Here is a 22,671-nt window from a genome sequence, read left to right on the forward strand (position 1 = left end):
GATCGCTTACAGAATGCGGCTGGCGCCCCGCGCGTCTTCCTCCCGCTCGGCCTCCGCTTCCCAGCCCGGCAGGTGGTGCTTCGCGTAGGCTCGCGGCACGCGCGTGGTGAACATCGAGCCGACGAGCGGCCAGTTGCGCGGCACCAGGACTAACGCCGCCACGTGGATGCAGAGGAAGGCGAGGATGAAGAGCGTGGCGCCGTCGTGCAGGAAGGTCGCCGCCTGCCTGAGCCCGGCCGGCATGGCGAAGACGTAGTGCAGCGACTTGACCAGGCCCGTCAGCACGATGATCGCGATCAGCACCGTCCAGATCGTGTAGGAGAGCACCTTCTCCGTGGCCAGGTACTTGCCCGGCGGATCCGGCGCGAGCTTCAGCGCCCGCAGCGGCTTCTGCAGCGGCCGCCGGATCACCGGCGGCAGCTGCACGCCGAAGGCGCCTCGCAGGCCGCGGTAGACGCCGGTGTAGCTGATCACCTCGGCCAGCGCATTCTTAACGTCGGCAAGCCGGCGCGGCACGAGGCCGGCGCCGCCGCCAGCCAGCTCAAAGGTGAGGTGGTAGGCGACGGCCGCGAGCGTGAGCCCGGCGCCGATGAAGTGCAGCAGGTAGGTCGTTTCCAGCGAGAAGGGCCGGCCGATCCAGCGCTTCAGCCAGGCCGCCGTGATCAGGCCGATACCGATGCCGGCGGCGTTGGCCCAGTGCGTAACCACTTCGCTCCACTCGTGCCGGCGCAGCGAGGTGCCGACCACGAGCACATGACGCCGCCCGCGGCCGCGCACGATCAGCGCCAGGCAGACGCCGGCCGCGAGGATGAACGGCGCCAGCCGCGCGAAGGCGACGTCCAGCCGGTACAGCCCGCTGCCGCCGAGCAGACCGCGGTACCAGCTACGCGCCCCCTGGTCGTGCGTGACCATCGGCAGCACCAGCACCGCCCCGACGACGGTCAGCAGCAGCAACAGGGCGGGCAACCAGCGCGTGGACGGGCGTGGCGCTGCGCCGGGGATACGCTCCTGTCGTGCGCTCATCGCTTCTTCCTCATGCCGGCGATTGAAACCGCCCTGAAGCTGCTGGAGGCCCGGCCTCAGCAAGACCGGCGCATCAGGCCGGCGCCGTCTGTTGCGCCCGCATCTTCTCGAAGTTGCTCTTGTTCTCGGGCTTCAGCAGGTCGAGGCACATCACGTCGCTCTTGATGATCCCCTGCTTGATGCGCACGTTCACCGGGCAGCGCTCGATGCAGGCCGGTCCCTCCGGCCGGAAGTTGCAGAGGTCGCACTTGGCGAAGACGTTCAGCTTCGTGTCGCGCGTGATGCGCGACGTTTGGTGGTAGTGCTCGCTGGAGACGGCCTGGCTCTCTGGCGGCGTCGGGAAGATGCAGGCCTGCTCGCACTTGCCGCAGGCGATGCAGGTCTTCGGATCGATCACGCGGGCGCCGGTCTTCCCGTCCACATGCAGCGCATTTACCGGGCAGACGGGCACACAGGGCGCGTCCGGGCACTGCAAGCAGACGTGTTGGAAGAAGCGCCCGCGGTCGCCGAAGTTCGCCACGATCTGCGGGTCCACCTGCACCGTGTCGCGGTGGTAGATGCGGATACGCGGCACGTCGGAGAGGCCCGCCTGCTTGTGGACTTCGGAGCACTGGACTTCGCAGGTGAGGCAGCCGATGCAGAGCGACGGATCGGGCATGATCACGCCGCTCGCGTTGGCGATCGAGGGGAAGGCGACGCCCTTGAGCGCCCCGACGAGCCCCAGCCCGACGAGCGCCACGGAGGCGACGGCGCCGCCCGTCGTCTTCAGAAACGCCCGCCGGTCCATGTCGGCCTGGACCGGCGCGGCGCCGCCTTGCTGCGTCACCCTTGCCCCCACGCCTCGAGGATCGAGCGCACGATCAGGCTCTTCGCCAGGCCGACCTTGTAGGCGTTGTTCGTCATCGGCCGCGCCGGCAGCAGCGCCTGGTCGGCCGCCTGCTGGGCAAGCCTGGCGTCGACGGCCTGCCCTTTGATCACGTCTTCGGCCGCCGTCGCGCGGTAGGGCGTCGGCGCCACACCGCTGAGCACGATGCGGCTTTCGCTGACCTTGCCGTTCTCCTTGGTGATCACCGTGGCGATGTTCGCCATGGCGAAGTCGTAGGTCTGGCCGCGCCGCTGCGCCTTGAACCAGGCCATCCCCGTGCCCGGTTTCGGCGCCGGGATGCGGATCTCCTTGAGCAGATCCCCCTGCGAGAGGATGTTCTCGCGCAGCACGTCGACACGCGGGCCGGTGAAGTAGTTGTCGAACGAGACCGTCTTGTCGGCGGTCGGCGTGCTGATCACGGCGCTTGCGTTCAGCGCCATCAGGGCGGGCGCCGTATCCGAGGGGTGCACGATGTAGCAGAGCTCGCCGTTGAGGATGGCGTGATAGGTGTTGGAGCCCGTGACGGCGAAGCAGAAGTTGCCGCCCTTCTTGTAGCAGTCGAACTCCGTGTTGCGGAAGTACCAGCAGCGCGGCCGCTGGTTGATGTTGCCGCCGATCGTGCCCACGTTGCGGATGTTCGGCGAGGCGGCGGCGCCGGCAGCCCTGGACAGCACGGAATACGTCTTGACGATGTCGGGGTGCCGTTCGATCGCGGAGAGTGTGGCCAGGGCGCCGATCGTCAGGCCGTCGGACTTGGCGGTGATCGCGTCGCTGCCGTCGATCGTGCGGATGTCGACGAACGTCTCCCAGCGCGGCAGGCCGCTCCCCTGCAGGCCTTCCTTAACCATGTCGAGCAGGTCGCTGCCGCCGGCGATGGCGCGCGCCTTCGGCGCCTTCGCCAGCGCAACCGATGCCTGCCGCCAGTCTGTGTGCTTCATGTAGCCAATGGTTCGCGTCTCGGCCTCCTCGCAGCCGTCTCAGCCCTCGGCCAATCAGCAGGCTAGGCGCCGCGCAGCGCGTCCAGAATGCGCGGAGGCGTCATGGGCTGGTGGTCGACGTAGATGCCCAGCGCGTCGTGGATGGCGGCATGGATGCTGGCCGAAGCCGGCAGCAGCGCCGGCTCGCCGATCCCCTTGGCGCCGAACGGGCCGATATGGTCATACGGCTCGACAAAGTCCACCTGCACCTTGTCGGGCAGCGCGTCGAGCATGTGCAGCTTGTAGTCGTCCAGGTTGGGGTTCATGATCACGCCCGTCGGCGGATCGTAGAGCAGCTCCTCGGTCAGCGCCTTGTTCATCCCCTGCGTCACGCCGCCGTGGATCTGGTTGATCACCCCGGTCGGATTGATGGCGCGCCCGACGTCGTGCACCTGGACGGCCTCGGTGACGTGCACGTAGCCGGTGCCCGGATCGACCTCGATCTCATAAAAGCCGGCGCCGAAGGTCTTCTGCGAGTACCCGCTCGGCGCGGGCACGCGCGATTCGCCGATCAGCGTGCCGGAGACCGGCTGCGGCTGTCCGTCGACGATCACGACGCTGGAAGCCGCGGCCTGGGCCATGGTGAACTGGAAGTCCCTGTTGCCGGGATCGCTCTTGCGGAAGACGATGCCGTCTTTGATGTCCAGGTCCGAGGTGTCGGGCAGCTTCCACTTGACGGCGACGCCCTCCAAGAGCTTGTTCTTCGCGTCCTGCGCCGCGGCCAGCATCGCCAGCCCGACGGACTTGGTGCCGCGGCTGCCGGCGACGATGCCCGTGTTCGGGCCGGCGTGGGTGTCCATGCGCGCGATGCTGACCTGAGAGAGCGGCACGCCGATCGCCTCGGCGGCGATCATGCTCCAGGTCGTGCCCTGGCCGCCGCCGATATCCGCCGCGCCGGTGTTCAGCAACACCGAGCCATCGGTCTGGATCTGGACGAGGCCGGTCATCGGCGGTCCGGCCGCACCCTTGTTGCAGGTGAAGCACATCATGCCGATGCCCTTTTGGGGCCGGGTGAGGTCGAATGGCCCCTTCTTCCAGCCCTTCCAGCGCGCCTGCCAGTTGAACAGCTCCGCGCCGCGCATAATCGCCTCGCGCAGGCCGTTGCTGGAGTAGGGCAGGTTCACCACCTGGTCGACGTCGGTGACGATGTTCTTCAGCCGGAACTCCAGCGGGTCCATGTCGATCGCTTCGGCGGCCTTGTTGATCAGGTTCTCCGTCATGAAGTTGCCGGAGGCCTCGCCCACCGAGCGCAGCGCCGCGGTGATCACCGTATTGGTGAAGGCGGCGAACCCGGCCACCTTCACGTTGGGGATGCGGTAGGTGCGCGTCGCGGACTCCCAGTCGTCGGCGTTGGCGACCGTGCCGTAGGCGCCGCCGGCGATGTACGACGTGCCCTCGATCGCCGTGATCGTGCCGTCCTTCTTGACGCCGAGCCTGGCGCTGGCGAAGAGCGGATAGTTGTGACCTGTATCGACGAAGATGTCCTTGCGGCTCAGCTCCCAGCGCACCGGGCGCCCGGTCTTCTTCGCTAGCAGCGCCGTGAGGATGTGGTAGGCCTGGCGGCCCGTCTTGTCGCCGAAGCCGCCGCCGGTGTCGTGCGCGAGCAGGTGCACGGCCGACTGCGGCATGCCCAACTCCGCGGCGATCGCGGAGGCGACGCCGTGCGCGTACTGCGTGCCGCTGTAGATCGTCAACTGGTCGCGGTCCCAGACGGCAACGGCGTTGTGCGGTTCGAGCGCCACGTGCTGCTCGTAAGACGTCTCGACGCTGATTTCGACCGTCACGTCCGCCGCGGCGAAGCCCTGGGCCGTATCGCCGCGGGAGTAGCTGAACTGCGGATCGCGGATCGCGTTCGCCTTCAGCGCATTCCGCACGGCCGCCGCGCCCGCCTTGAGCGCCTCGCGCGGGTCCAGGACGTGGGGAAGTTGCTGGAACTTGACGTCGATCAGCGCCAGCGCCTCTTCGGCGATCGCCGCGGAGTCGGCGGCGACGGCGGCGACCGGCTCGCCGGCGAAGGCGGGTTCGCCGGTCAGCGCCGGCCGCGGAACTTTGGTCGGTACGTCCTTGTAAGTGATCACCGCGCGCACTCCGGGGTACGCCTCGGCCTTGCTCGTATCGATCGAGGCCACGGTCGCGTGCGGCAGCGGGCTGCGCAGCACCTTTGCCCAGAGCATGCCGGGCAGATAGGTATCGACGGAGTACTGGGCGCGCCCGGTCACCTTGTCACGCGCGCGAAAATCCACCGTGGGCTTGCCCACCACGCTGCCGGCCGCGACGCGCAGCGTGGTGCGGGGTCCGGCCTGCGGGCCGAGCGCCCCCAGGCCGCGCAGGCGCTCCCGGTCGCGCTCCACGTCGGCGGGGCGCTCTTCCCCGCTGAGGACGCGCTCGATCTGCGAGATGCCGGTGCGGTCTTTAGACTCAATCTCCCGCTGCTGGTGGAGGGCGTGGGTCGAAAGCAGGTCGCCGTAGACGTAGTCGATCGTGCGGCGGCCGGGCCTTTGCGTATTCTCAGCCATCGTGATCGCCTCTTTCCGCTCACCGCTCAGCCGGCGCTCGCCTTGGCGGCCTGCGCGACCGCCGCCAGGATGTTTGGATAGGCCGCGCACTTGCAGAGGTTGCCCGACATCGCGCGCCGTATGGCCGCTTCATCCGGGCTCTTGTTGGTCTGCAGCAGCGCCGTGGCCTGCATGATCTGACCCGGAGTGCAGAAGCCGCACTGCAGCCCCATGTGCTCCATGAACGCCTGCTGCACCGCGCTGAGCGTGGTGCCCTGCTCAAGACCCTCCACGGTCGTGATCTTCCTGCCGTCTTCACGGATGGCCAGCAGGGAGCAGGAGTTTTGCGGCACGCCGTCCACGATCACGGTGCAGGCGCTGCACTCGGAGCGATCGCAGCCGATCTTGGTTCCCGTCAGGCCCAGGTTCTGCCGCAGGACTTCGGCCAGGGTCTCGTGCGGGGCGACGCTGAGCCAGTGGTCGGCGCCGTTCACGTTGAGCCGCACCAGCGCCTGCGAGATCGTTTGCCCCGCGGGTAGGCCGACCGTCACGCCCTGGGCCGCGGCGCCGCCCGCGGCGCCGGCCGATGTGCCGTTCGTCCCCTTGGCAGGCTGTGCGTTTGTCGCGCCGCCGCTGCTCTTCTTGCCGCCGCCGAGCGAACCGATGCCGACCGTGCCCGCCGTACCCGCCGCCGCCCCCGCCGCCGCCGCCACGCCGGCGCCGACGAGAAAGCGTCGCCTCGAGACGGCGCCCCGCGGCGCACCTCCCTCCTGGCCGGGTTGGCCCTGGGCAGGCGCGGACGCGGGCTCCTGCGGCTTCTCCGGCTCGTCGTCAAACAGACTTCCGTTGTCTGCCATACTGACGCTCCCGACGCAGAGCACGGTCGACGGTCGGCTGTGTCCTTTTCTGCGCCTTACGATGCGTAAGGTGGAACTGTCCGTACCGGTTGTCAAGCCCGTTTGTACGGCATTGACGACATATTCTGTATCGGGACGCGGGCGGAGGTTCAGCCAGATTTGCGCGAGTTCTGCGCGGCGCGCTCAGCGCAGCATGCCGGGCTGCCGTTGCGCTGGGCCGGCAAGGGCAAGCGGCGTCTGCTGCCGCCGTGCGGCCGGCCGGAGAGGCCGCGAGGGCCGAACGCGGCCATCACGTCCAGATCCAGGGCTCGAGCGTATGCAGCGCGGTAGGCGGGCGAGTCTGGACGGGTCGCTCGCGGTTCCGGCTACGCCGGAGGCGGGCGCGGAGCGTTAGATCGCTTGAGAGAATCGCTGTAGACAGCTGTAGATATAGATCGCTGTAGATATAGATCAATGAGGGGATGGCGATTACGACGGCCCCGCCGCGAGGCCGATCTGGCTGTCGGTCTCGATGAAGATCAGCCCCTTGCGAATCGCGTAGTGAATCAGCTCGGCGCTGCCGCGGATGCCCAGCTTGCGCACAATGTGCTCCTTGTGCGCCTCGACGGTCTTGGGGCTGATGAACAGCCGCTCGGCGATGCCCTTGTTGCTGTGGCCCTCGGCCACCAGTTGCAGCACTTCCCGTTCGCGGGCGGTCAGCACCGGCTCCCGCTTGGCGGGGTCGGCGACGCTGCCCAACCCGTCGCGCTCTCCCGCGCGGTCGGCGATCGTGGTGGAGAGGTAGGTGCCGGACTGGCTGACCTGCTGAATCGCCTTGAGCAGCTCTTCCACCGGCGCGTTCTTGACCACGTAGCCGGCTGCCCCGGCGCGCAGCGCCGCGGTCACGCGGTCGTCCTGGTCGTAGCCGCTGAGCATGAGCACACGGGTGCGGGGCAGGCGCCGGCGGATCAGTTGCGTCGCCTCGATGCCGTTGAGGGCGGGCATGCCCATGTCCATCAGCACCACGTCGGGTTTCAGCCGCTCGGCCATGTCCACGGCTTCGCGGCCGTCATCCGCCTCGCCGACCACATCGACTTCGTGGCGCAGCTCCAGCAGCAGGCGCAGCGTCTCGCGCAGGATGCGGTGGTCGTCCGCGATCAGCACGCGGATGCTGCGCGCCGGCCGGCGCGCCCCCAAGGGCATGGACGCGGCCTGCTGGCCGTCGGATTCGAAAGTTCGCGCCATCGTTACTCCTCGCGGGGCAGGCGTATGCTGGCGCCCGCGGCACCTTCCCCTGATCGGACTTTCTGCCGTCGACGCATTATAGGCGTGGCCAGCGATCCCTTCGTCTCGCAGGTTTCTGGCGGATCTGGCAAATTCCGCGCTCCTGCAATGGTTGCGCCACGCCCCGCGCGGTCAAGCCGCGCGGCGGGGATGGGCGAAGGGCGCCGGGCGAGGATCGTGCTGCCGGCGGATCACGCTGCAGCGCCAGCCCTGCCGAACCAGCAGCTGCTCGCAAGATTTCTGTCACAACAATACGCAGCCGGCACGATTGGGCGCATCAGGAAATCCCCTAACTTATGGCGAGCAATGGCTCATTCGGGCGACGCGGCGCTACTGTGCCACTGCCCGCAGATCAGCGGAGGCGTCGGCGCGGGTGGCCGCTCAGGCGATCGCGAGCTGGAGCTTCGTGCGCTTCTCAATGAAGCGGCGCACGCGCTTGACGTAGCGCGGTGTGGTCAGCGTGGCGGCGTCGGGATTGAGCACGGCGGGGCCGGCGTCCGGCAGATACGAGGGCAGGAAGATCAGCAGCCAGCGCAGGGCGCCGTAGACCTCGCCCCAGCGCAGCGCCCGCCGGTCCAGGCCGCCCGCCTTCCACAGCAGGCCGAGGTAGATCTTGTGCGCCACGCTGCGGTAGGGCGCCAGCCGCCGGTCTTCCCTTTTGTCCGGCGATGAGACGGTGGCGATCAGCATGCTGGACCAGCCGATGTCCTCCCAGCGCGTGGCGAAGCCGCAGCCGCCCCAGTCGAGAATGCCGCTGATGCGCGTGCCCTCGACGAAAATGTTGAGCGGGTGAAAGTCGCCGTGCACGAAGACCTCGGGCGCTCGCTTCAGCATGCGGCGGTTCTGCTCCAGCCAGTCGGCGACCGGCAGCAGCGTGGTGAGGCCGCGCGCCTGCAGCTCGGTCCGTGCCGCCTGCAAACGCCCCGGCGCCCAGGCCAGCGCGTCGAAGGCGCTGTTCGCCTGTGCGGCGCGCAGCAGTTCGCGGCCCTCCGGCCAGTCGATCGCCTGGATGCGCGTCTGCATCTCGGCGTAGGCCTTGAGCAGCTTCACCACGGTGACCGTGCCGCTCGCGAGCGCCGCCTCGTCCATGCGCCGGCCCGGCACGACGCCGAGGACGAGGAAGGGGGCGCCGAGCGGGGCCGCGTCCGGCTCGTAGAGATAGAGCGGCGGCGTGGGAATGCCACGGGCCTGCATCGCCGCGATCGCCGTCGCCTCCCAGCGGCCGCGTTCGACGACGTTCACGCCGCGGTAGATGCGCACGATCAGCTCCGGCCCGGCAGGCAGCAGCGCGCCCCGTCCTTCCAGGCGCGCGCGGTAGATGAACGTCTCGTAGCCGCCGGAGACGCGTTCGCAGGCGATCACGCGCAGGCCGGCGTCGCGCCCGTCCAGGTAGGCTTGCAGGGCGGCGCCGATCGCGGTAGCTTCGGGCGCGGTTTCGAGCTGAGGTTCTTCGGCGAGCGTGGCCTCACCCCCGGCCCCGCTCCAGTTACTGGAGAGGGGTAGAGCTGATTTCCATCGTAGCGGATCGGGCTCACGGCGCGACGGCAGACGGTTGTGAGGCGGTTCCTGCGGGCGGTGTCCGCTGCTGCCTGGCGGTCCGGTGGGGCGCAGGTAAACGCCGGCTTCCAGCGGCGGCCGCTTCGCTAGTCCGGGTGCAGCAGCTTCTTTGCCACGGCGGCATCGTCGATCTGGTAGGCGCCGGCGCGGATTCGCGCCTTCAGTTCGGCCAGGCGCGCGGCGCGGGCCTTCTCGTCGAGTACCGGGTCTTCAGCCGGCCGGCCGGCACGCACGGGGGGCCGCGCCGCGTCCGGCTGCGCCGGCGCCACGCTGCTCCGTCGTGCCCGCTTCCTGCTCACCGCTCAAGCGTACCGCATCGCCCGCGGGTGCAGGACCAGCCGGCGGCGTGCCACGGACCGTTATGCGCGCGAGCCGGCCGCGACTTCACGCGACTTCAGAGGAGACGACGAAGGACGGTCACGAAGGCTTCGGCAGGGGGTTGTCGACCGGGGCGGCGAGGTCGGGCGGCGCCGGCGCGTCGCAAGCGGCTGTGGGCAGCTCGGCGCGGCGGTTCCCGAGGGCCATGCTGCGTTGTACCTCTTCGCGGAGCACCGGCACCTCGGCCGGTGCTTCGATGCCGAGCTTGACGCGGTCGCCGTCCACGGCCAGCACGCTGATCACGATGTTGTCGTTGATGATGATGCGCTGGTCCGGCTTGCGTGTGAGGATCAGCATCCCTGCCCGTTCCTTGCCCGCGGCGGCCCGGCGGGCTTCCCCTGATCATCGAGCCCCGGCCCGATCTCCTTTAGACAACTAGAGTAGACAACTAGACAACCGTGTCGGGGCGGCGGGCGAATGGCCGCTTCGCATCACCTGCCGGCGAAGAAGGCGGGGGTCTTTTGGCCCAGCATCACGCGCAGCTTGTGCAGGGCGCGGGCGTGCAACTGGCAGACGCGGCCTTCCGAGATCTCCAGCACCTGGCCGATCTCGCGCATCGTCAGCTCTTCGTGGTAGTAGAGGCTGAGGATCAGCCGCTCGCGCTCGTCAAGGCCCTTCAACGCCTCGCTCAGCTCGTCGATCGTCTCCGCGCGCTCGACCGTGCCAAGGACGTCGTCGTCGCGGTTGCGCGAGGTGAGGGCGCCGAGGTGGCCGTCGCTCTGCGCTTCGAGGATCGAGTCCAGCGAGACGGTGACCCACGACGCATCGACCATCTGCTGGTTCAGTTCGGCCGGCGTAATCGCGAGCGCGGTGGCCAGCTCGTCGTCCGTGGGCGTGCGCCCGAGCGTTTGTTCCAACTCGATCGAGGCCTTCTGCAGCCGCTTCGCCTTGTCGGTCACCGACTGCGGCAGGCCGCGCAGGGAGCGCAGTGCGTCGAGGATGGCGCCGCGGATGCGCATCACCGCGTAGGACTGGAACTTGACACCGCGGCTGGGATCGTAGCGGTCGAGCGCCTGGATCAGGCCGAGCGTGCCGTAGGCGAGCACGTCTTCATAGTCGATGACCTGGGGCAGGTGAATCGCCAGCCGGCCGATCACGTACTTGACCAGCGGCGTGTGCTGGACGATGAGCTGCTCGCGGCTGGCGGGGTCGTTGTCCCTGAGGAAACGCTCCCACGCCTCTTCAACGCTCTGCGGTGCGCCGCCGGGCGCCGCGATGGGAGTCCTGGCCGGGGCGATCATCGTGACCATTGCCGTCCTCGCCGTTCAGGTTGTGCTGCTTGGGCAGTAGCCTTCTCGGCGGTGCGGCATCCGTGCCGCGGTCCAGAATCGGTCCCGCCCAGGGCTTGTTCGCGGCAGGCTCCGGCGGAAAGGGAGAGCGAGTACCGGTTCCTGCCGTACTTCACTCTCAGCCGCGGGCGAAGCACCAGCCATACCGGAAATCCCCTATTCTCGACGTTCGCGGGCGGCGGCGCCGCGGGTTGTTACTGTTGCCGGCGGGCCCTCACCCTCACCTCATCTGTGTGGCCCCTCTCCCTCTCCCAATCCTGGGAGAGGGAGAGGGGAAGGGGGTGAGGGTGAGGGTGAGGGCCGCCCGCCGCCTTCGCAATGATCGTGAAATGCGTGTGCACACGCATGACAAGGCGCGCGGGCGGGTGCAGGCTGGTTGCACCGGCGGCCCGCCGGACGCGGAAGGTCTCGCCGGTCCGCACCCGGCGAGCCCCCGGCGCTTCGCCGTCACCCGGCGGGCGGGGATTCTCCTCCTCCCCGCCCGCCGGCCAGGCATGCTGCACCGCCGGAGCGATCGATGACCGCCCTTGCCACGGACCTGAGCAGCCAACTGATCGCGGCCGCGCGGGAGCTGGCGCCGCGCATCGCCGCCCGCGGCGACGAGATCGAGCAGGCCCGCCGCCTGCCCGACGACATCGTCCAGGACCTGAAGGACGCGCGCATCTTCTGCATGTTCCAGCCCCGCGCCTACGGTGGCGACGAAATCGACCCGCTCACCGCGCTGGTCGTGGAGGAAGAGCTGGCGCGCGCCGACGCCTCCGTGGCGTGGTGCATCATTCGGGGTCTTGCCAGCAGTTACTTGATCGGCGCACAGCTCGATCCCGAGGGCGCCGCCGACATCTTCGGCCCGGACCCAACCGCCACGCTGGCGGGGGGACTCAACCCTCCCGGCGATGCGCTCGTCGCCGACGGCGGCTTCCGGGTGAGCGGCCGCTGGCCCTTCGGCAGCGGCTGCCGCCACGCCTCCTGGCTGGGCGGCATCTGCCGCGTGATCGAGAACGGCGAGGCTCGGCTTACGTCGAACGGCCAGCCGGAAATGCGTTTCGTCTGCTTCCCGGCGGGCGAGGCCGAGATTCTCGATACCTGGTACACCACCGGCCTGCGCGGCACCGGCAGCCACGACGTCGAGGCGCGCGACGTCTTCGTGCCGGCGCGCCGGACCGCCCTTGCCGGCGCTGCGCGGGTGCGTGCGCCCGAGACGGGGCCGCTCTTCAACGCCTATCCCCTGATGATCTTTCCGATCGAAGGCGCCTTCGCCGTGGGCGTGGCCCAGCACGCGCTGGACGCCCTGGTCGAGCTGGCCGAGCGCAAGACGCCGTATATGGCGACGCAGCCGCTGCGCGAGCAGCCGGGCATGCAGGAGACCGTCGCCGAGGCGTATGCGCTGATCAGCTCCGCCCGCCACCACCTGCGCGGGGCGACACGCGAGCTGTGGCAGGCCGCGCTGGCCGGCGAGGACGGCACGCCGATGCAGCGGCTGGACCTGCGCATGGCGGCCTCGCAGGCGATGCGCAGCGCCGTGCGCGCCGTGGACCTGATCCACAGCGCCGCGGGCACGACGGCGATCTACGCCCGCAGCCCGATCGAGCGCTGCTTCCGCGACCTGCACACCGCCGAGGCCGACGTCGCGATCAATGCGCTGACCTACCGCACCGCGGGCCGCGTGCTCTTCGGCCTGCCCGCGAACAATCCCAACTTCTGAACGCCGTTGCGTGCATGCACCGTCCGCTGGAACGGCGTGGCCGAGATCACGCGCACGATATGAAAGCCTCCGTAGAATGCGTGCCATGTTGCTGAAGGATCGCAGCATTCCAACCGGTAAATCCCTCAGGGCGGCCGCGCCGGGAGAGGAGGCGGGCGCGGCGGCCACGGTCTCTCGGCGTCACTACCCCCAGCCCGCCACGCGGGCAGAACGCGGAGGAACAGAAAGATGACCGCGCAGCAACTGGACCAGGCGAAGGTCGAAGCGTTTGCCGGGCAGATGCTCGGCGCCCTCAACGGCGCCTCGCTGGCGCTGATGACGAGCATCGGTCACCAGACGGGCCTGTTCGAGGCGATGGCGACGCTGCCGCCGTCCACGAGCGAGCAGATCGCGCGGGCAGCGGGCCTGCAGGAGCGCTACGTGCGCGAGTGGCTGGGCGCGATGGTCGCCGGGCACATCGTGACCTGCGACGCGGCCGGCAAGACGTTCACGCTGCCGCCCGAGCACGCCGTCTGCCTGACGAAGGCCGCCGGCCCGAACAACCTGGCCAACTTCGCGCAGTTCATCCCGGCCCTTGGCACGGTGGAACAGAAGATCATCACCAGCTTCCGCAACGGCGGCGGCGTGCCCTACTCCGAGTACGCGAACTTCCAGGGCTTGATGGCGCAGATGAGCGGCCCCACGGTGGACGCCACGCTGCTGCAGACGACGCTGCCGCTGGTGCCCGGCCTGGTGCAGAAGCTGCGCGACGGCATCGACGTGGCGGATGTGGGCTGCGGCAGCGGCCACGCGATCAACACGATGGCGCAGGCCTTTCCGCAGAGCCGCTTCACCGGCTTCGACTTCTCCGAAGACGGGATCGCCGCGGGCACGGCCGAAGCGGCGAAACTCGGACTCACCAACGCCCGCTTCGTCCTGCAGGATGCCGCAACGCTGGATACGCCCGCGCAGTTCGACCTGGTTACCGTCTTCGACGCGATCCACGACCAGGCGCAACCGCGCAAAGTGCTGCGCAACATCGCGTCGGCGCTGCGGCCGGGCGGCGCCTATCTGATGGTCGATGTCCGCGCTTCAAGCAACATCGCCGAGAACGCCGAGCACCCGCTGGCGCCGTTCCTCTACACCGTCTCCTGCATGCACTGCATGACCGTCTCCCTGGCGCTGAACGGCGAGGGGCTGGGCGCGGCCTGGGGCGAGCAGAAGGCGCTGGAGCTGCTGGCCGAAGCGGGCTTCCGCGACGTCGACGTGAAGCAAGTCGAAGGCGACATCGTCAACAACTACTACATCTGCCGCGCGGGCGGCTAACCCCGCTTTCGCGTGCGCGCAATCTCCCTTCCCAACACGGGAAGGGTTGGATTGGGGAGACTCGGTCGTTCTCAGACCAACCCCTCCTGTCTCGGGAGGGGACAGGTTGCGAAGCAACCAGCGGTAGGCGACCGGGCGGGCGCCCGCCGGCGGTTTCTGAACGAGGAACGCGCGTAGTCGGAAAAGAGAGGAACGCGCCATGACCACCACAAGCACCGCCCCAACCGTGGACGAGATGGTCGCGCAGGTCGAGCCGACGCTGCGCCAGTACACGGCCCAGGCCGAAGCGGACCGGCGCCTTGCGCCCGAAGCGATCGAGGCACTGCACGACGCTGGCGTGTTCCGCTCGATGCTACCCAAAGCATACGGCGGCCTGGAGATGGATCCGGTCTGCGCCCTGCGGCTGTTCGAGGCGATCGCCTGCATCGACGGCGCGGCCGGCTGGATCGCCGCGAACCAGTCAGGCATCAGCACGCTGCCGATGCTCTTTCCCGCCGCCTGCGGCGATGAGTTGTTCGCGCAGCCGCGAACGCTGCTCGCCGGCGGCTGGTTTCCGCCGGGCAAGGCGGAGCCGGTGCAGGGCGGCTATCGTGTGAGCGGCCAGTGGGCGTTCGCAGCGGCAGCAACTACGCGACCTGGTTCACCGGGCAGGCGCTCGTCTTCGACAACGGGGCGCCCAAGCTCGGTCCGGACGGCAATCCGACCCCGATGATCGTCTGGATGCGCGCAAGCGAGGCGCGGGTGCTGGATAACTGGAACACGCTCGGTATGCGTGGCACCGGCAGCCACGATTACGTGGTCAACGATGCCTTCGTGCCGGAGCACCGCACCTGGAGAATCGGACCGCTCGGCGACCTGCCGCCCGCGTACGCCGGCCCGCTCTGCCGGCTGGGCATCTGGTGGGTGGGGCCGCTGAACGCCAGCGTCGCGCTCGGCATCGCCCGCGCGATGGTGGAAGACGCGATCGCGCTGGCGGCGACAAAGACGCCAAGTTACACGATGACGGGACTGGCGGACCGTCCCGTGGCGCAGGACCGCATCGCCCGGGCGAAGGCAGCGATCGACGCCGGCATGAGCTACATCGAGCGCTCGGTGCAGCGCGCCTATGAGCACACGTTGATGAGCGGGGATCGCATCGGCGTCGAGCAGGGCATCCCTCTGGCGCTGGCGGGCAGCTACGGGCACGAGGCCGCCAACCAGGCGGTGGATCTCGTGCACTCGGTCGTCGGCACCAGCGGCATTCGCGCCGAGCAGCGCTTCCAGCAGTACTTCCGCGACGTACACACCGTCAGCCAGCACGCCTTCTCGACGCCAAGCCGCTTCGAGTCGATCGGCAAGCTCTTGCTCGGCCGCGAGACGGACTGGGCGTTCTACACGCTGTAGCGGGCTGCGGCCCTCATATCCCCCGTTCCCTTCTCTCCCATACACAATCTGTGAGAAATCCGCATCTGTTCGAGCGCGTATGGGAGAGAAGGGGCGATCCGGCGGCGGAAGCTCGGTTGGCGTTCGGCTCCCGAACGACGGTAGGGGCGGTTCGTGAACCATCAGGACCAACTAATAGGGCCGCTGAGCGGTATAGACCTGTGCAATGCTCGCAATTCCTCGTCGCCGGATGACCTCGACGGACGCGGCCATCGAGGCGCCGATGTGCACGCCGCGCGGGCACCATACCGATCCCCCACTCTATTAGTTGGTTCCGGTCTTCGTGAACCGTCCGTCGCGGCGCCAGCCGCGAGCAACGGCGCCCCGACAACTACACGCCGGCTGGTCTGCCCGCCGCCGCCTCTCCCCTCTCTCCCATTACCACAATTCATTCACATGAAAGCGATGGGAGAGAGGGGCGGGGGGAGTGAGGGCCAACCCGACCGCAGCCGGCAACGAGCATCTCGAAGGAGGAACGCGATGCAAACCACACAGATCAACGGCGCCACAATTGAATACGAGGTTCAGGGCACGGGCGAGCCGGTGTTGCTCATCCACGGCAGCATCATTGCCGACGCCTACGCGCCGCTGCTGGCGGAGCCTGCTATCGCCAATCGGCTCCAACTCATTGCGTATCACCGGCGGGGTTTCGCCGGCAGCAGTCGTGCCGTCGCCCCCTTTAGCATTGCCCAGCAGGCGGCAGATGCACGGGTGCTGCTGCGTACGCTCGGTATCGAGCGCGCGCATGTGGCCGGGCATTCCTACGGCGGCGTAATCGCGCTACAACTGGCGCTCGATGCGCCGGAGGTGGTCCATAGCCTTGCGCTGCTGGAGCCGGCGGTGATGGCGGTGCCCAGCGGGCAGCAGTTCGCCGAGAACATGGCGCCGGCAGGAGAGCTGTATGCCTCCGGCAAGGTCGCCGAGGCGGTCGATGCTTTTCTGCAAGGGGCCGCCGGCGCCGGCTACCGCGCCGTGACCGAGCGCGTGTTGCCGGGAGCGATGGTGCAGGCGGTGGCCGACGCCGCTACCTTCTTCCAAATCGAGTTGCCCGCGCTCGCGGAGTGGAGCTTCACGCAGGAGCAGGCGGCGCGCATCGCCGCACCGGCGCTCAGCGTGCTCGGCGGCGAAAGCCCTGGCCTCTGGCCCGGATGGACGGAGATCGACAATCTGCTGAAGACCTGGCTGCCGCAGACTGAGGGCTTCGTGCTGCCGAACGCCACCCACCTGCTGCAAATCCAGAACCCGCGCGGCATGGCCGAGGGACTGGCCGGCTTCTTCGCCCGCCACCCAATACCCGTCACCGCCTGACCGCAGCTGCCGAAAGCAGGCTGCCCCACCTGCTGGAACCGTTCGCGGTATGTTGCATCGTCATGTCGGCGCACCAGGCTCGGGCGCCGGCGTGGCACGGAGAGGAGAGACACGATGACCACGCATACGACCACCGGCACGTTCCGGGTCGGCAACGTCGAGATCCAGTGCCTGACCGACGTCGACTGCGTGATGCCCTTCCCGCTCGACGCCGTCTTCCCGAACGCGCCCGCGTCGGCCTGGGACGAGTACAAACGGCGCTACCCGCAGGCGTTCTCCGCGGATGGTCTGTGGAGCGCGCACATCGGCTCGCTGCTGCTGCGCTCCGGCGGCAAGACGGTGATGGTCGACACCGGCGTCGGCCCGGAGAAGGTGGAGATGCTGGGCGGTGTCTCCGGCACGCTGCCCAATGACATCAAGGCGAAGGGCGTCAACCTCGACGACGTGAGCAGCGTGGTGCTCACGCACCTGCACTTCGATCACGTCGGCTGGAACACGCTCAACGGCCGCCCGCTCTGCCCGAAGGCGCGCTACATCATGGGTGGGGCCGACTGGGAGTTCTTCAGCCAGCCGGAAGTCCAGCAGAACTTCCCGCCCTACTTCGACCGCACGCTCTCGCCGCTGAAGACGCTGGACATCGTTGACCTGGTGTCCGGCGAGACGGCGGTGACCGATGAAATCACGCTGCTGCCGACGCCGGGCCACACGCCGGGCCACCTGGCCGTGCTGATCGCCTCCGCGGGCGAGAAGGCGCTGATCACCGGCGACGCGCTGGTGCACCCGGCGCAAGTGAGCGAACCGGAGTGGAAGTTCGGCTTCGACGCCGACGCCGACCAGGCGGTCGCCACGCGCAAGCAAATGATCGACCGACTGGAGGCCGACGGCATCCGGCTGATCGGCTGCCATTTCCCCAGCCCCGGCTACGGCAGCGTCGTGCGCATCGCGGGTAAGCGCTACTTCCAGGCGGTGTAGGCAGCCCTCTACCACGGCGGGCGGCAGTCGAGAGGCGCAACATGCCGGGGTCGCTTCTCCGCCAGATCGCCATCGTGACGGCTGGCGGACGCGGCACCGGTTCGCTACCCCGCCCAACAGCGGTTTCCGCAGCCGTGGACTACGGTTCCAGCGTGAGCCGCCGCGCGTGGTCGATCGTGAGGGTGAAGTGACCGACGACCTGCATACCGATGATAGTTTCGTCGCCGAGATCGGTGATGGCGATGTCGGTCAGCGTGTAGGCGCCGATACGCAGAACCCCGCGGTAGGCCGGAGCAAGCACTGTTGAGCCATCGGCAAGTTGCAGCCTGAGCCGGTGCCGTGGTGCGGCGTCGTTGGGGAAGGAGCCCTGTGGCACCACGACAAAGCCCGTGTACCCGGTATCCACCAGGGCCTCGACGCCCAACTCATGGGCGGAATGATTGGCGCGAACGGAGATCGGCACGTAGGGGACGCGCGTGCTCTCGACACCCCGGGCGTTCAGCGCCATGTGTCGACGGCGACGGCGCCAACTTTGAACAGGAACGTGTCAATGAGCTGCGCCTCTTCTGCCTTTTGCATCGCCTCGGGCAGGGTCAGCGCCAGGACCAGCCGGCCGTCAGGTGCCACCGCGACGTATTCGCCCCGGTGATCGCGCTCCAACGGTTGTACATAGCGGGCATAGAGCTGGTCGGCTTGCTCCAGGAGATCAGCCTGGGACTCGGCGGTCATCGGCGGACACCTCGACGCGGCATGCGCTGTGGTCGGCGTCTCGCATTTGTTTATCTCTCCGGGAAGTTTATCACCGCCGCGCCATCGACATCGAAAGTCGTGTGGGCGCGGCAGGTAGTGGCCGAGGAGCAAGGCGATGGCCGAACTCACGGGTCAGGTGGCGATCGTGACCGGCGGCGGCCGCGGCATCGGCCGCGCGATCGCGCTGGCGCTCGCCGCCGCGGGCGCCGCGGTGACGGTCACGGCGCGCTCGGCCGATCAGCTCGGCGAGACCGCCGCCGCCATCACGGCCGCTGGCGGCAGGGCGCTCGTCCTGCCGGCCGATGTGACCGACCGCCAGGCCGTGGAGGGCGTCGTTTCTGAGACGGAGCAGCAGCTCGGCCCGGTCACGCTGCTGGTGAATAACGCCGGCATCATCACGCCCTTCGGCCCAGTCTGGGAGGTGGATCCCGAGGCATGGCGGCGCTGCATGGACACGAACGTCTACGGGACGTTCCTCTGCAGCCGGGCGGTACTGCCGGGGATGATCGCCCGTCGAGAGGGTCGAATCGTCAATCTGGCTGGGTCGGATCCCGCGCAGAAGGCCGTGCCGATGGCCACCTGCTACGACGGCTCCAAGGCGGTGATCCTGCGACTGAGCGAGGGGCTCGCCGCCGAGACCAGGGAGTACGGCGTGAGTGTCTTTTCACTGATGCCGGGCGGTGTTCACACCGCGATGGTGGACGAGCTGGTTCGCTCCCCGTGGATGCTGAAGCTGAATCCGGCTGTCGGCGACTTCGATCGCTACTGGCGTACACCCCCCGAGCGGGCGGCGGCGCTGTGTGTGCTCATCGCCTCCGGCCGGGCCGACGCGCTTTCGGGCCGCTTTCTCAGCGTCCATGACGATCTGGAGGAACTGGTCCGCAACTCCGAGGAGATTTGCAAGGAAGACCGCTACGTGCTGCGGCTGAAGACCTGAGACGGTGGCGAGTCCTGCCGCGGCAGATGCACGGCGTCCGCGCTGGCGTGGACTGGGTAAACAATCACTGCGCACCGAGGTTCTGTACGAACATCGCAGGCTCCACTCGGCCGCGGCGTGCGGTAATCTTTGGTGTCGGCCGCGGCCGGCCCCTGCCGGAATGGCGAGGCGGCCCGCCGGCCCGCGCGGAGAGGAGCGCCAGCTATGACCGCCGCACCACGGCCGATCAGCCCCGAGGACGTGCTGCGTTTCCAGAACGTGAGCGAGGCGCAGATCTCGCCGGATGGCACGCGCGTCGCCTACACCGTGCACACGACGGACCTCGACGCCGACACGGTGCGCAGCGCGATCTGGCTCGTCCCGTACGACGGCGGCGCGCCCGTACAGTTTACGTCCGGCACGCACAGCGACAGCGCCCCGCGCTGGTCGCCGGACGGCACGCGGCTCGCCTTTCTCTCGGACCGCGAGGGCAAGCCGCAGCTCTATCTCATGCCCGTGGCGGGCGGCGAGCCGCGGAAGCTCACCGACCTACCGGACGGCGCGGGCGTGCCCGTCTGGTCACCGGACGGCACGCGGATCGCCTTCTCCGCCAGCGTCTCGCGCGAAGAGCCGCCGAGCGATCCCAAGGAGCGCGAGCGCTGGGCGCGGCGGCCGAGGCACCTGACCACCACCGCCTACAAGGCCGATGGCGCCGGCTTCGTCGCCGACCGCTGCCTGCGCCTGTACGTCGTGCCGGCCCAAGGGGGCGAGGCTCGGGCGGTCACGGACCTGGCGCAGGACGCGAGCGATCCGGCCTGGTCGCCGGACGGCGCCACGCTCGCCTTCGCCGGCGCCCGGCCAGAAGAACGCGACCTCGAACATCCCTTCGGCCTGCTCGGCCTGAACGGGCTCTACCTCGTGCCCGCCGAGGGCGGCGAGCCACGCCGGCTCTGCGTGCTGGCGAAGCTGGGACAGCCCGCCTTCGCGCCCGACGGCCGGACGATCGCCGTGCATGCGAGTGGCACCGACCTGAGCGATCGCCTCGCCGACTTGCACGTCTGGCTGGTGCCGCTCGCTGGCGGCGCGCCGCGCGACCTGACGCCCGGGCTTGATCGCGGCGTCTCCCTGCCGTTTCCGCCCACGCCGCCGCCGCGCCCGGTCTTCTCGGCCGACGGCTCGCGCCTGCTCTTCGCCGTCGGCGACCACGGCAACGCGAATCTCTGCTCGGCGGGCGTGCAGGATGGGGCGATATCCGTGCTGCTCGGCGGCGAGCGCGAGGTCATCGCCTGGAGCTACGCGCCGGCGGCCGAGCGGCTGGCCTTCGTTGAGAGCGACCCGCGCACGCCGGCCGAAGTCTCGGTTGCGCGGGCGGACGGCAGCGCCGAGCGGCGGCTGACGCGTCTGAACGGCGCGCTGCTCGCGGAGCTGGCCTGGCAGCCGGCCGAGCGGCGCAACTTCGCCACGCCGCACGGCGAGATCGAGGGCTGGCTGCGCCTGCCGCTGGGCGGGCAGCGTCCCGCGCCGCTGCTCGTGCTGATCCACGGCGGGCCGCAAGGGGCACACGGCAGCGCCTTCCTGGGATTGGACCATGCGCTTGCCCACTGCGCGGCGGCGCGCGGCTGGGCGGTGCTGATGCTGAACCCCACCGGCAGCGGCAGCTACGGCCACGACTTCGCCACGCGCCTCGTCGGGCGCTGGGGCGAGGAGGACTTGCCGGAGCAGCTTGCCGCGGTCGATGCGCTGATCGCGGAGGGGATCGCAGACGCAGAGCGGCTGGCCGTCGCGGGCTACAGTTACGGCGGCTACATGACGAGCTGGGTGGTGGGGCACACGGACCGCTTCAAGGCGGCGGTGATCGGCGCGCCGGTCACGAATCTGGAGTCGATGTACGGCACGAGCGACATTGGCGTACCCTTCCTGCCGGCCGAGATGGGCGGCCCGCTGCCGGAGACGCGGGAGACGTACCGCCGCCTCTCGCCGATCAACTCCATCGACCGGGTGCGCACGCCCTGCCTAATTCTGCACGGCGAGGCGGACGATCGCTGCCCGATCGGCCAGGGCGAAGAGTGGTTCGCCGGCCTGCGCGCCCGCGGGCAGACGGCGGAAATGGTGCGCTACCCCGGCGGCAGCCACGGCTTCATCTTGCTTGGCCCGCCGAGCCATCGGCTCGACTTCCTGCAGCGCGTGCTGGGCTGGATCGAGCGCTACACGCTGACCCCCGCGGCCGAGCCGGCGCTGGCTGCCAGCCCGGCGCCGGCCGACTGACGCGGGCTGACTCAGTGGGTGGCGTGGTACCATGCGCCCCGCGGCGCGCTGTTTGTCTCGCGCGCCGCGGGGCGCATGCGATGCCGCTCAAGCTCGGCCTGATGTACATCCCCGCTTACGAGAGCGGCTTCACGCAGCCGTTCGCCGCCTGGTACGCGCAGATGCTGGAGCAGATCGCGCTGGCCGACGCTGCCGGCCTGCACGGCGTCTGGCTGGCCGAGCACCGCATCCCCGGCTACGCCTTCGCCGCGCCGCAGGTCTTTCTCAGCGCTGCTGCCATGCGCACGCGCCGCATCCGCCTGGGCACGGCCGTCTGCCTGGTCTCGCTGCACCACCCCGTGCAGACGGCGGAGGACTTCGCCGCGCTCGACGTGCTTTCCGGCGGGCGGCTCAACTTCGGCGCCGGCCGCGGGCAGTTCCCCTACGACTTTGCCGTAGCCGGCGTGCCGCTGGAGGAGTCGCGCGAGCGCTTCGACGAAAACCTGGACGCGATCCTGCGCCTCTGGTCGGAAGACGGCCCGGTACGGCACCGCGGCCGCTTCCACCTGTTCACGCACCGCCTGCTGCCGAAGCCGCTGCAACGGCCGCACCCGCCCGTCTTCGCCGCGGCGGCGCGCACGCCGGCTTCGTATACCTGGGCCGGCGAGCGCGGCTTCCATCTGCAGATCGCGCCGTTGCTCTTCTCCGACCTCGAGGTGCTGCGCGGCCACGTCGCCAGCTACCGCGCGGCCGCCGCGGCCGCCGGCCACGACCCGGCCGCGCTCGACCTGCTCGCCGCCTATCCGCTCTACGTGGGTGAGCGTGAAGAAGACGCGGTGCGCGCCGCCGACCCGCATCTGCGGCGCCTCGCCCGCTACAACGCCTTCGCCCTCTTCGCCGGCATGGACTGCGGCCGCCCCGGCGCCTTCGAGGAGTATTTCCGCCGGCGCGAAGGCGCCGGCCCGACCGAAGACGGCGTGCCCGCAGGCGCCGGCCGCGACTGGGACGCCTGGAAGCGCGGCCGCGTGATCTTCGGCCCGCCCGACCGCGTGGTGGAGCAGATCGGCCGCGTGGCCGAAGAACACGGCGCCACCTACCTGCTCTTCGAGGTCTTCTACGGCGGCCAGTCGCACGCCGAGACGATGGCCTACCTGGAACGCCTCGCCGCCCGCGTCATGCCCCAGCTCGACCTCGCCCCGCCCCCGCCGGCCGTCACCAACCAACTCGCAGATCCGCGAGCCGACGAACTCGGCAACCTCAAAACCGCCTCCACAGCTCTCCCCTCGCCCAGGATTGGGACAGTGAGATCGTCCCGGGGGTGAGGGCCGAGGGCCGAGGGTGAGCGCCG

At 69.4% G+C, this 22,671-nt stretch carries 21 protein-coding genes; 9 read left to right on the forward strand and 12 right to left on the reverse strand.

Going from position 1 to position 22,671, the window contains the following annotated elements:
• Positions 1-6 precede the first annotated feature (6 nt).
• The 10 genes from VKV26_16480 to VKV26_16525 all read right to left on the reverse strand — a co-directional run bounded on the left by VKV26_16480 (position 7) and on the right by VKV26_16525 (position 10,665).
• Positions 7-1,023, reverse strand: coding sequence for a cytochrome b/b6 domain-containing protein (locus VKV26_16480; protein ID HLZ71500.1), 1,017 nt, complete (start codon positions 1,021-1,023; stop codon positions 7-9).
• A 73-nt stretch (positions 1,024-1,096) separates the two neighbouring features.
• Entirely contained in the window at positions 1,097-1,849 is a 753-nt protein-coding gene (locus VKV26_16485) for a 4Fe-4S dicluster domain-containing protein (GenBank protein HLZ71501.1), read from the reverse strand.
• A complete protein-coding gene (locus VKV26_16490; protein ID HLZ71502.1) occupies positions 1,846-2,826 on the reverse strand; it encodes an FAD binding domain-containing protein in 981 nt (326 codons plus the stop codon). Before VKV26_16490 ends, VKV26_16485 begins: the two co-directional genes overlap by 4 nt.
• 62 nt (positions 2,827-2,888) lie before the next feature.
• Entirely contained in the window at positions 2,889-5,381 is a 2,493-nt protein-coding gene (locus VKV26_16495; GenBank protein HLZ71503.1) for a xanthine dehydrogenase family protein molybdopterin-binding subunit, read from the reverse strand.
• 26 nt (positions 5,382-5,407) lie between these two features.
• Entirely contained in the window at positions 5,408-6,217 is an 810-nt protein-coding gene (locus tag VKV26_16500; protein HLZ71504.1) for a (2Fe-2S)-binding protein, read from the reverse strand.
• A 468-nt stretch (positions 6,218-6,685) separates the two neighbouring features.
• Positions 6,686-7,441 (reverse strand): response regulator transcription factor, encoded by a 756-nt coding sequence (locus tag VKV26_16505; protein ID HLZ71505.1) that lies wholly within the window; start codon positions 7,439-7,441, stop codon positions 6,686-6,688.
• Between the two features lie 420 nt (positions 7,442-7,861).
• Positions 7,862-8,842, reverse strand: a complete 981-nt coding sequence (locus VKV26_16510) for a phosphotransferase (GenBank protein ID HLZ71506.1) — start codon at positions 8,840-8,842, stop codon at positions 7,862-7,864.
• Between the two features lie 281 nt (positions 8,843-9,123).
• The gene (locus VKV26_16515) at positions 9,124-9,306 is read right to left on the reverse strand and encodes a flagellar biosynthesis anti-sigma factor FlgM (GenBank protein ID HLZ71507.1); all 183 of its coding nucleotides are present in this window, start codon (positions 9,304-9,306) and stop codon (positions 9,124-9,126) included.
• A gap of 148 nt (positions 9,307-9,454) precedes the next feature.
• A complete protein-coding gene (locus tag VKV26_16520) occupies positions 9,455-9,712 on the reverse strand; it encodes a carbon storage regulator (GenBank protein ID HLZ71508.1) in 258 nt (85 codons plus the stop codon).
• A gap of 134 nt (positions 9,713-9,846) precedes the next feature.
• A complete protein-coding gene (locus tag VKV26_16525) occupies positions 9,847-10,665 on the reverse strand; it encodes a FliA/WhiG family RNA polymerase sigma factor (GenBank protein HLZ71509.1) in 819 nt (272 codons plus the stop codon).
• A gap of 556 nt (positions 10,666-11,221) precedes the next feature.
• Between VKV26_16525 and VKV26_16530 the strand changes: the two genes are divergently transcribed.
• The 6 genes from VKV26_16530 (at position 11,222) to VKV26_16555 (ending at position 17,413) form a co-directional block, all read left to right on the forward strand.
• On the forward strand, positions 11,222-12,406 hold the full coding sequence (locus VKV26_16530; GenBank protein ID HLZ71510.1) for an acyl-CoA dehydrogenase family protein: 1,185 nt from the start codon (positions 11,222-11,224) through the stop codon (positions 12,404-12,406).
• 228 nt (positions 12,407-12,634) lie between these two features.
• Positions 12,635-13,711 carry a class I SAM-dependent methyltransferase gene (locus VKV26_16535; GenBank protein ID HLZ71511.1) on the forward strand — a complete coding sequence of 359 codons (1,077 nt, stop codon included), beginning with the start codon at positions 12,635-12,637 and terminating at the stop codon, positions 13,709-13,711.
• 199 nt (positions 13,712-13,910) lie between these two features.
• Positions 13,911-14,423, forward strand: a complete 513-nt coding sequence (locus VKV26_16540; GenBank protein HLZ71512.1) for an acyl-CoA dehydrogenase family protein — start codon at positions 13,911-13,913, stop codon at positions 14,421-14,423.
• Positions 14,315-15,094 (forward strand): acyl-CoA dehydrogenase family protein, encoded by a 780-nt coding sequence (locus VKV26_16545; GenBank protein HLZ71513.1) that lies wholly within the window; start codon positions 14,315-14,317, stop codon positions 15,092-15,094. The genes VKV26_16540 and VKV26_16545 overlap by 109 nt, the downstream gene beginning before the upstream one ends.
• A gap of 519 nt (positions 15,095-15,613) precedes the next feature.
• The gene (locus tag VKV26_16550; protein ID HLZ71514.1) at positions 15,614-16,441 is read left to right on the forward strand and encodes an alpha/beta hydrolase; all 828 of its coding nucleotides are present in this window, start codon (positions 15,614-15,616) and stop codon (positions 16,439-16,441) included.
• A 114-nt stretch (positions 16,442-16,555) separates the two neighbouring features.
• Positions 16,556-17,413 carry an MBL fold metallo-hydrolase gene (locus tag VKV26_16555; GenBank protein ID HLZ71515.1) on the forward strand — a complete coding sequence of 286 codons (858 nt, stop codon included), beginning with the start codon at positions 16,556-16,558 and terminating at the stop codon, positions 17,411-17,413.
• A gap of 139 nt (positions 17,414-17,552) precedes the next feature.
• Here VKV26_16555 and VKV26_16560 read toward each other — a convergent pair whose 3' ends face one another.
• Together VKV26_16560 and VKV26_16565 are read right to left on the reverse strand one after the other, a co-directional pair.
• Entirely contained in the window at positions 17,553-17,921 is a 369-nt protein-coding gene (locus VKV26_16560) for a hypothetical protein (GenBank protein HLZ71516.1), read from the reverse strand.
• Positions 17,912-18,142, reverse strand: coding sequence for a hypothetical protein (locus VKV26_16565; protein HLZ71517.1), 231 nt, complete (start codon positions 18,140-18,142; stop codon positions 17,912-17,914). The genes VKV26_16560 and VKV26_16565 overlap by 10 nt, the downstream gene beginning before the upstream one ends.
• Positions 18,143-18,278: 136 nt before the next feature.
• Between VKV26_16565 and VKV26_16570 the strand changes: the two genes are divergently transcribed.
• The 3 genes from VKV26_16570 to VKV26_16580 all read left to right on the forward strand — a co-directional run bounded on the left by VKV26_16570 (position 18,279) and on the right by VKV26_16580 (position 22,645).
• A complete protein-coding gene (locus tag VKV26_16570; GenBank protein ID HLZ71518.1) occupies positions 18,279-19,100 on the forward strand; it encodes an SDR family oxidoreductase in 822 nt (273 codons plus the stop codon).
• A gap of 204 nt (positions 19,101-19,304) precedes the next feature.
• Positions 19,305-21,344, forward strand: a complete 2,040-nt coding sequence (locus VKV26_16575) for a S9 family peptidase (protein ID HLZ71519.1) — start codon at positions 19,305-19,307, stop codon at positions 21,342-21,344.
• Positions 21,345-21,424: 80 nt separating this feature from the next.
• A complete protein-coding gene (locus tag VKV26_16580) occupies positions 21,425-22,645 on the forward strand; it encodes an LLM class flavin-dependent oxidoreductase (protein ID HLZ71520.1) in 1,221 nt (406 codons plus the stop codon).
• Positions 22,646-22,671 lie beyond the last annotated feature (26 nt).

The sequence above is a fragment of the Dehalococcoidia bacterium genome, from assembly GCA_035310145.1.
Taxonomy (GTDB): domain Bacteria; phylum Chloroflexota; class Dehalococcoidia; order CAUJGQ01; family CAUJGQ01; genus CALFMN01.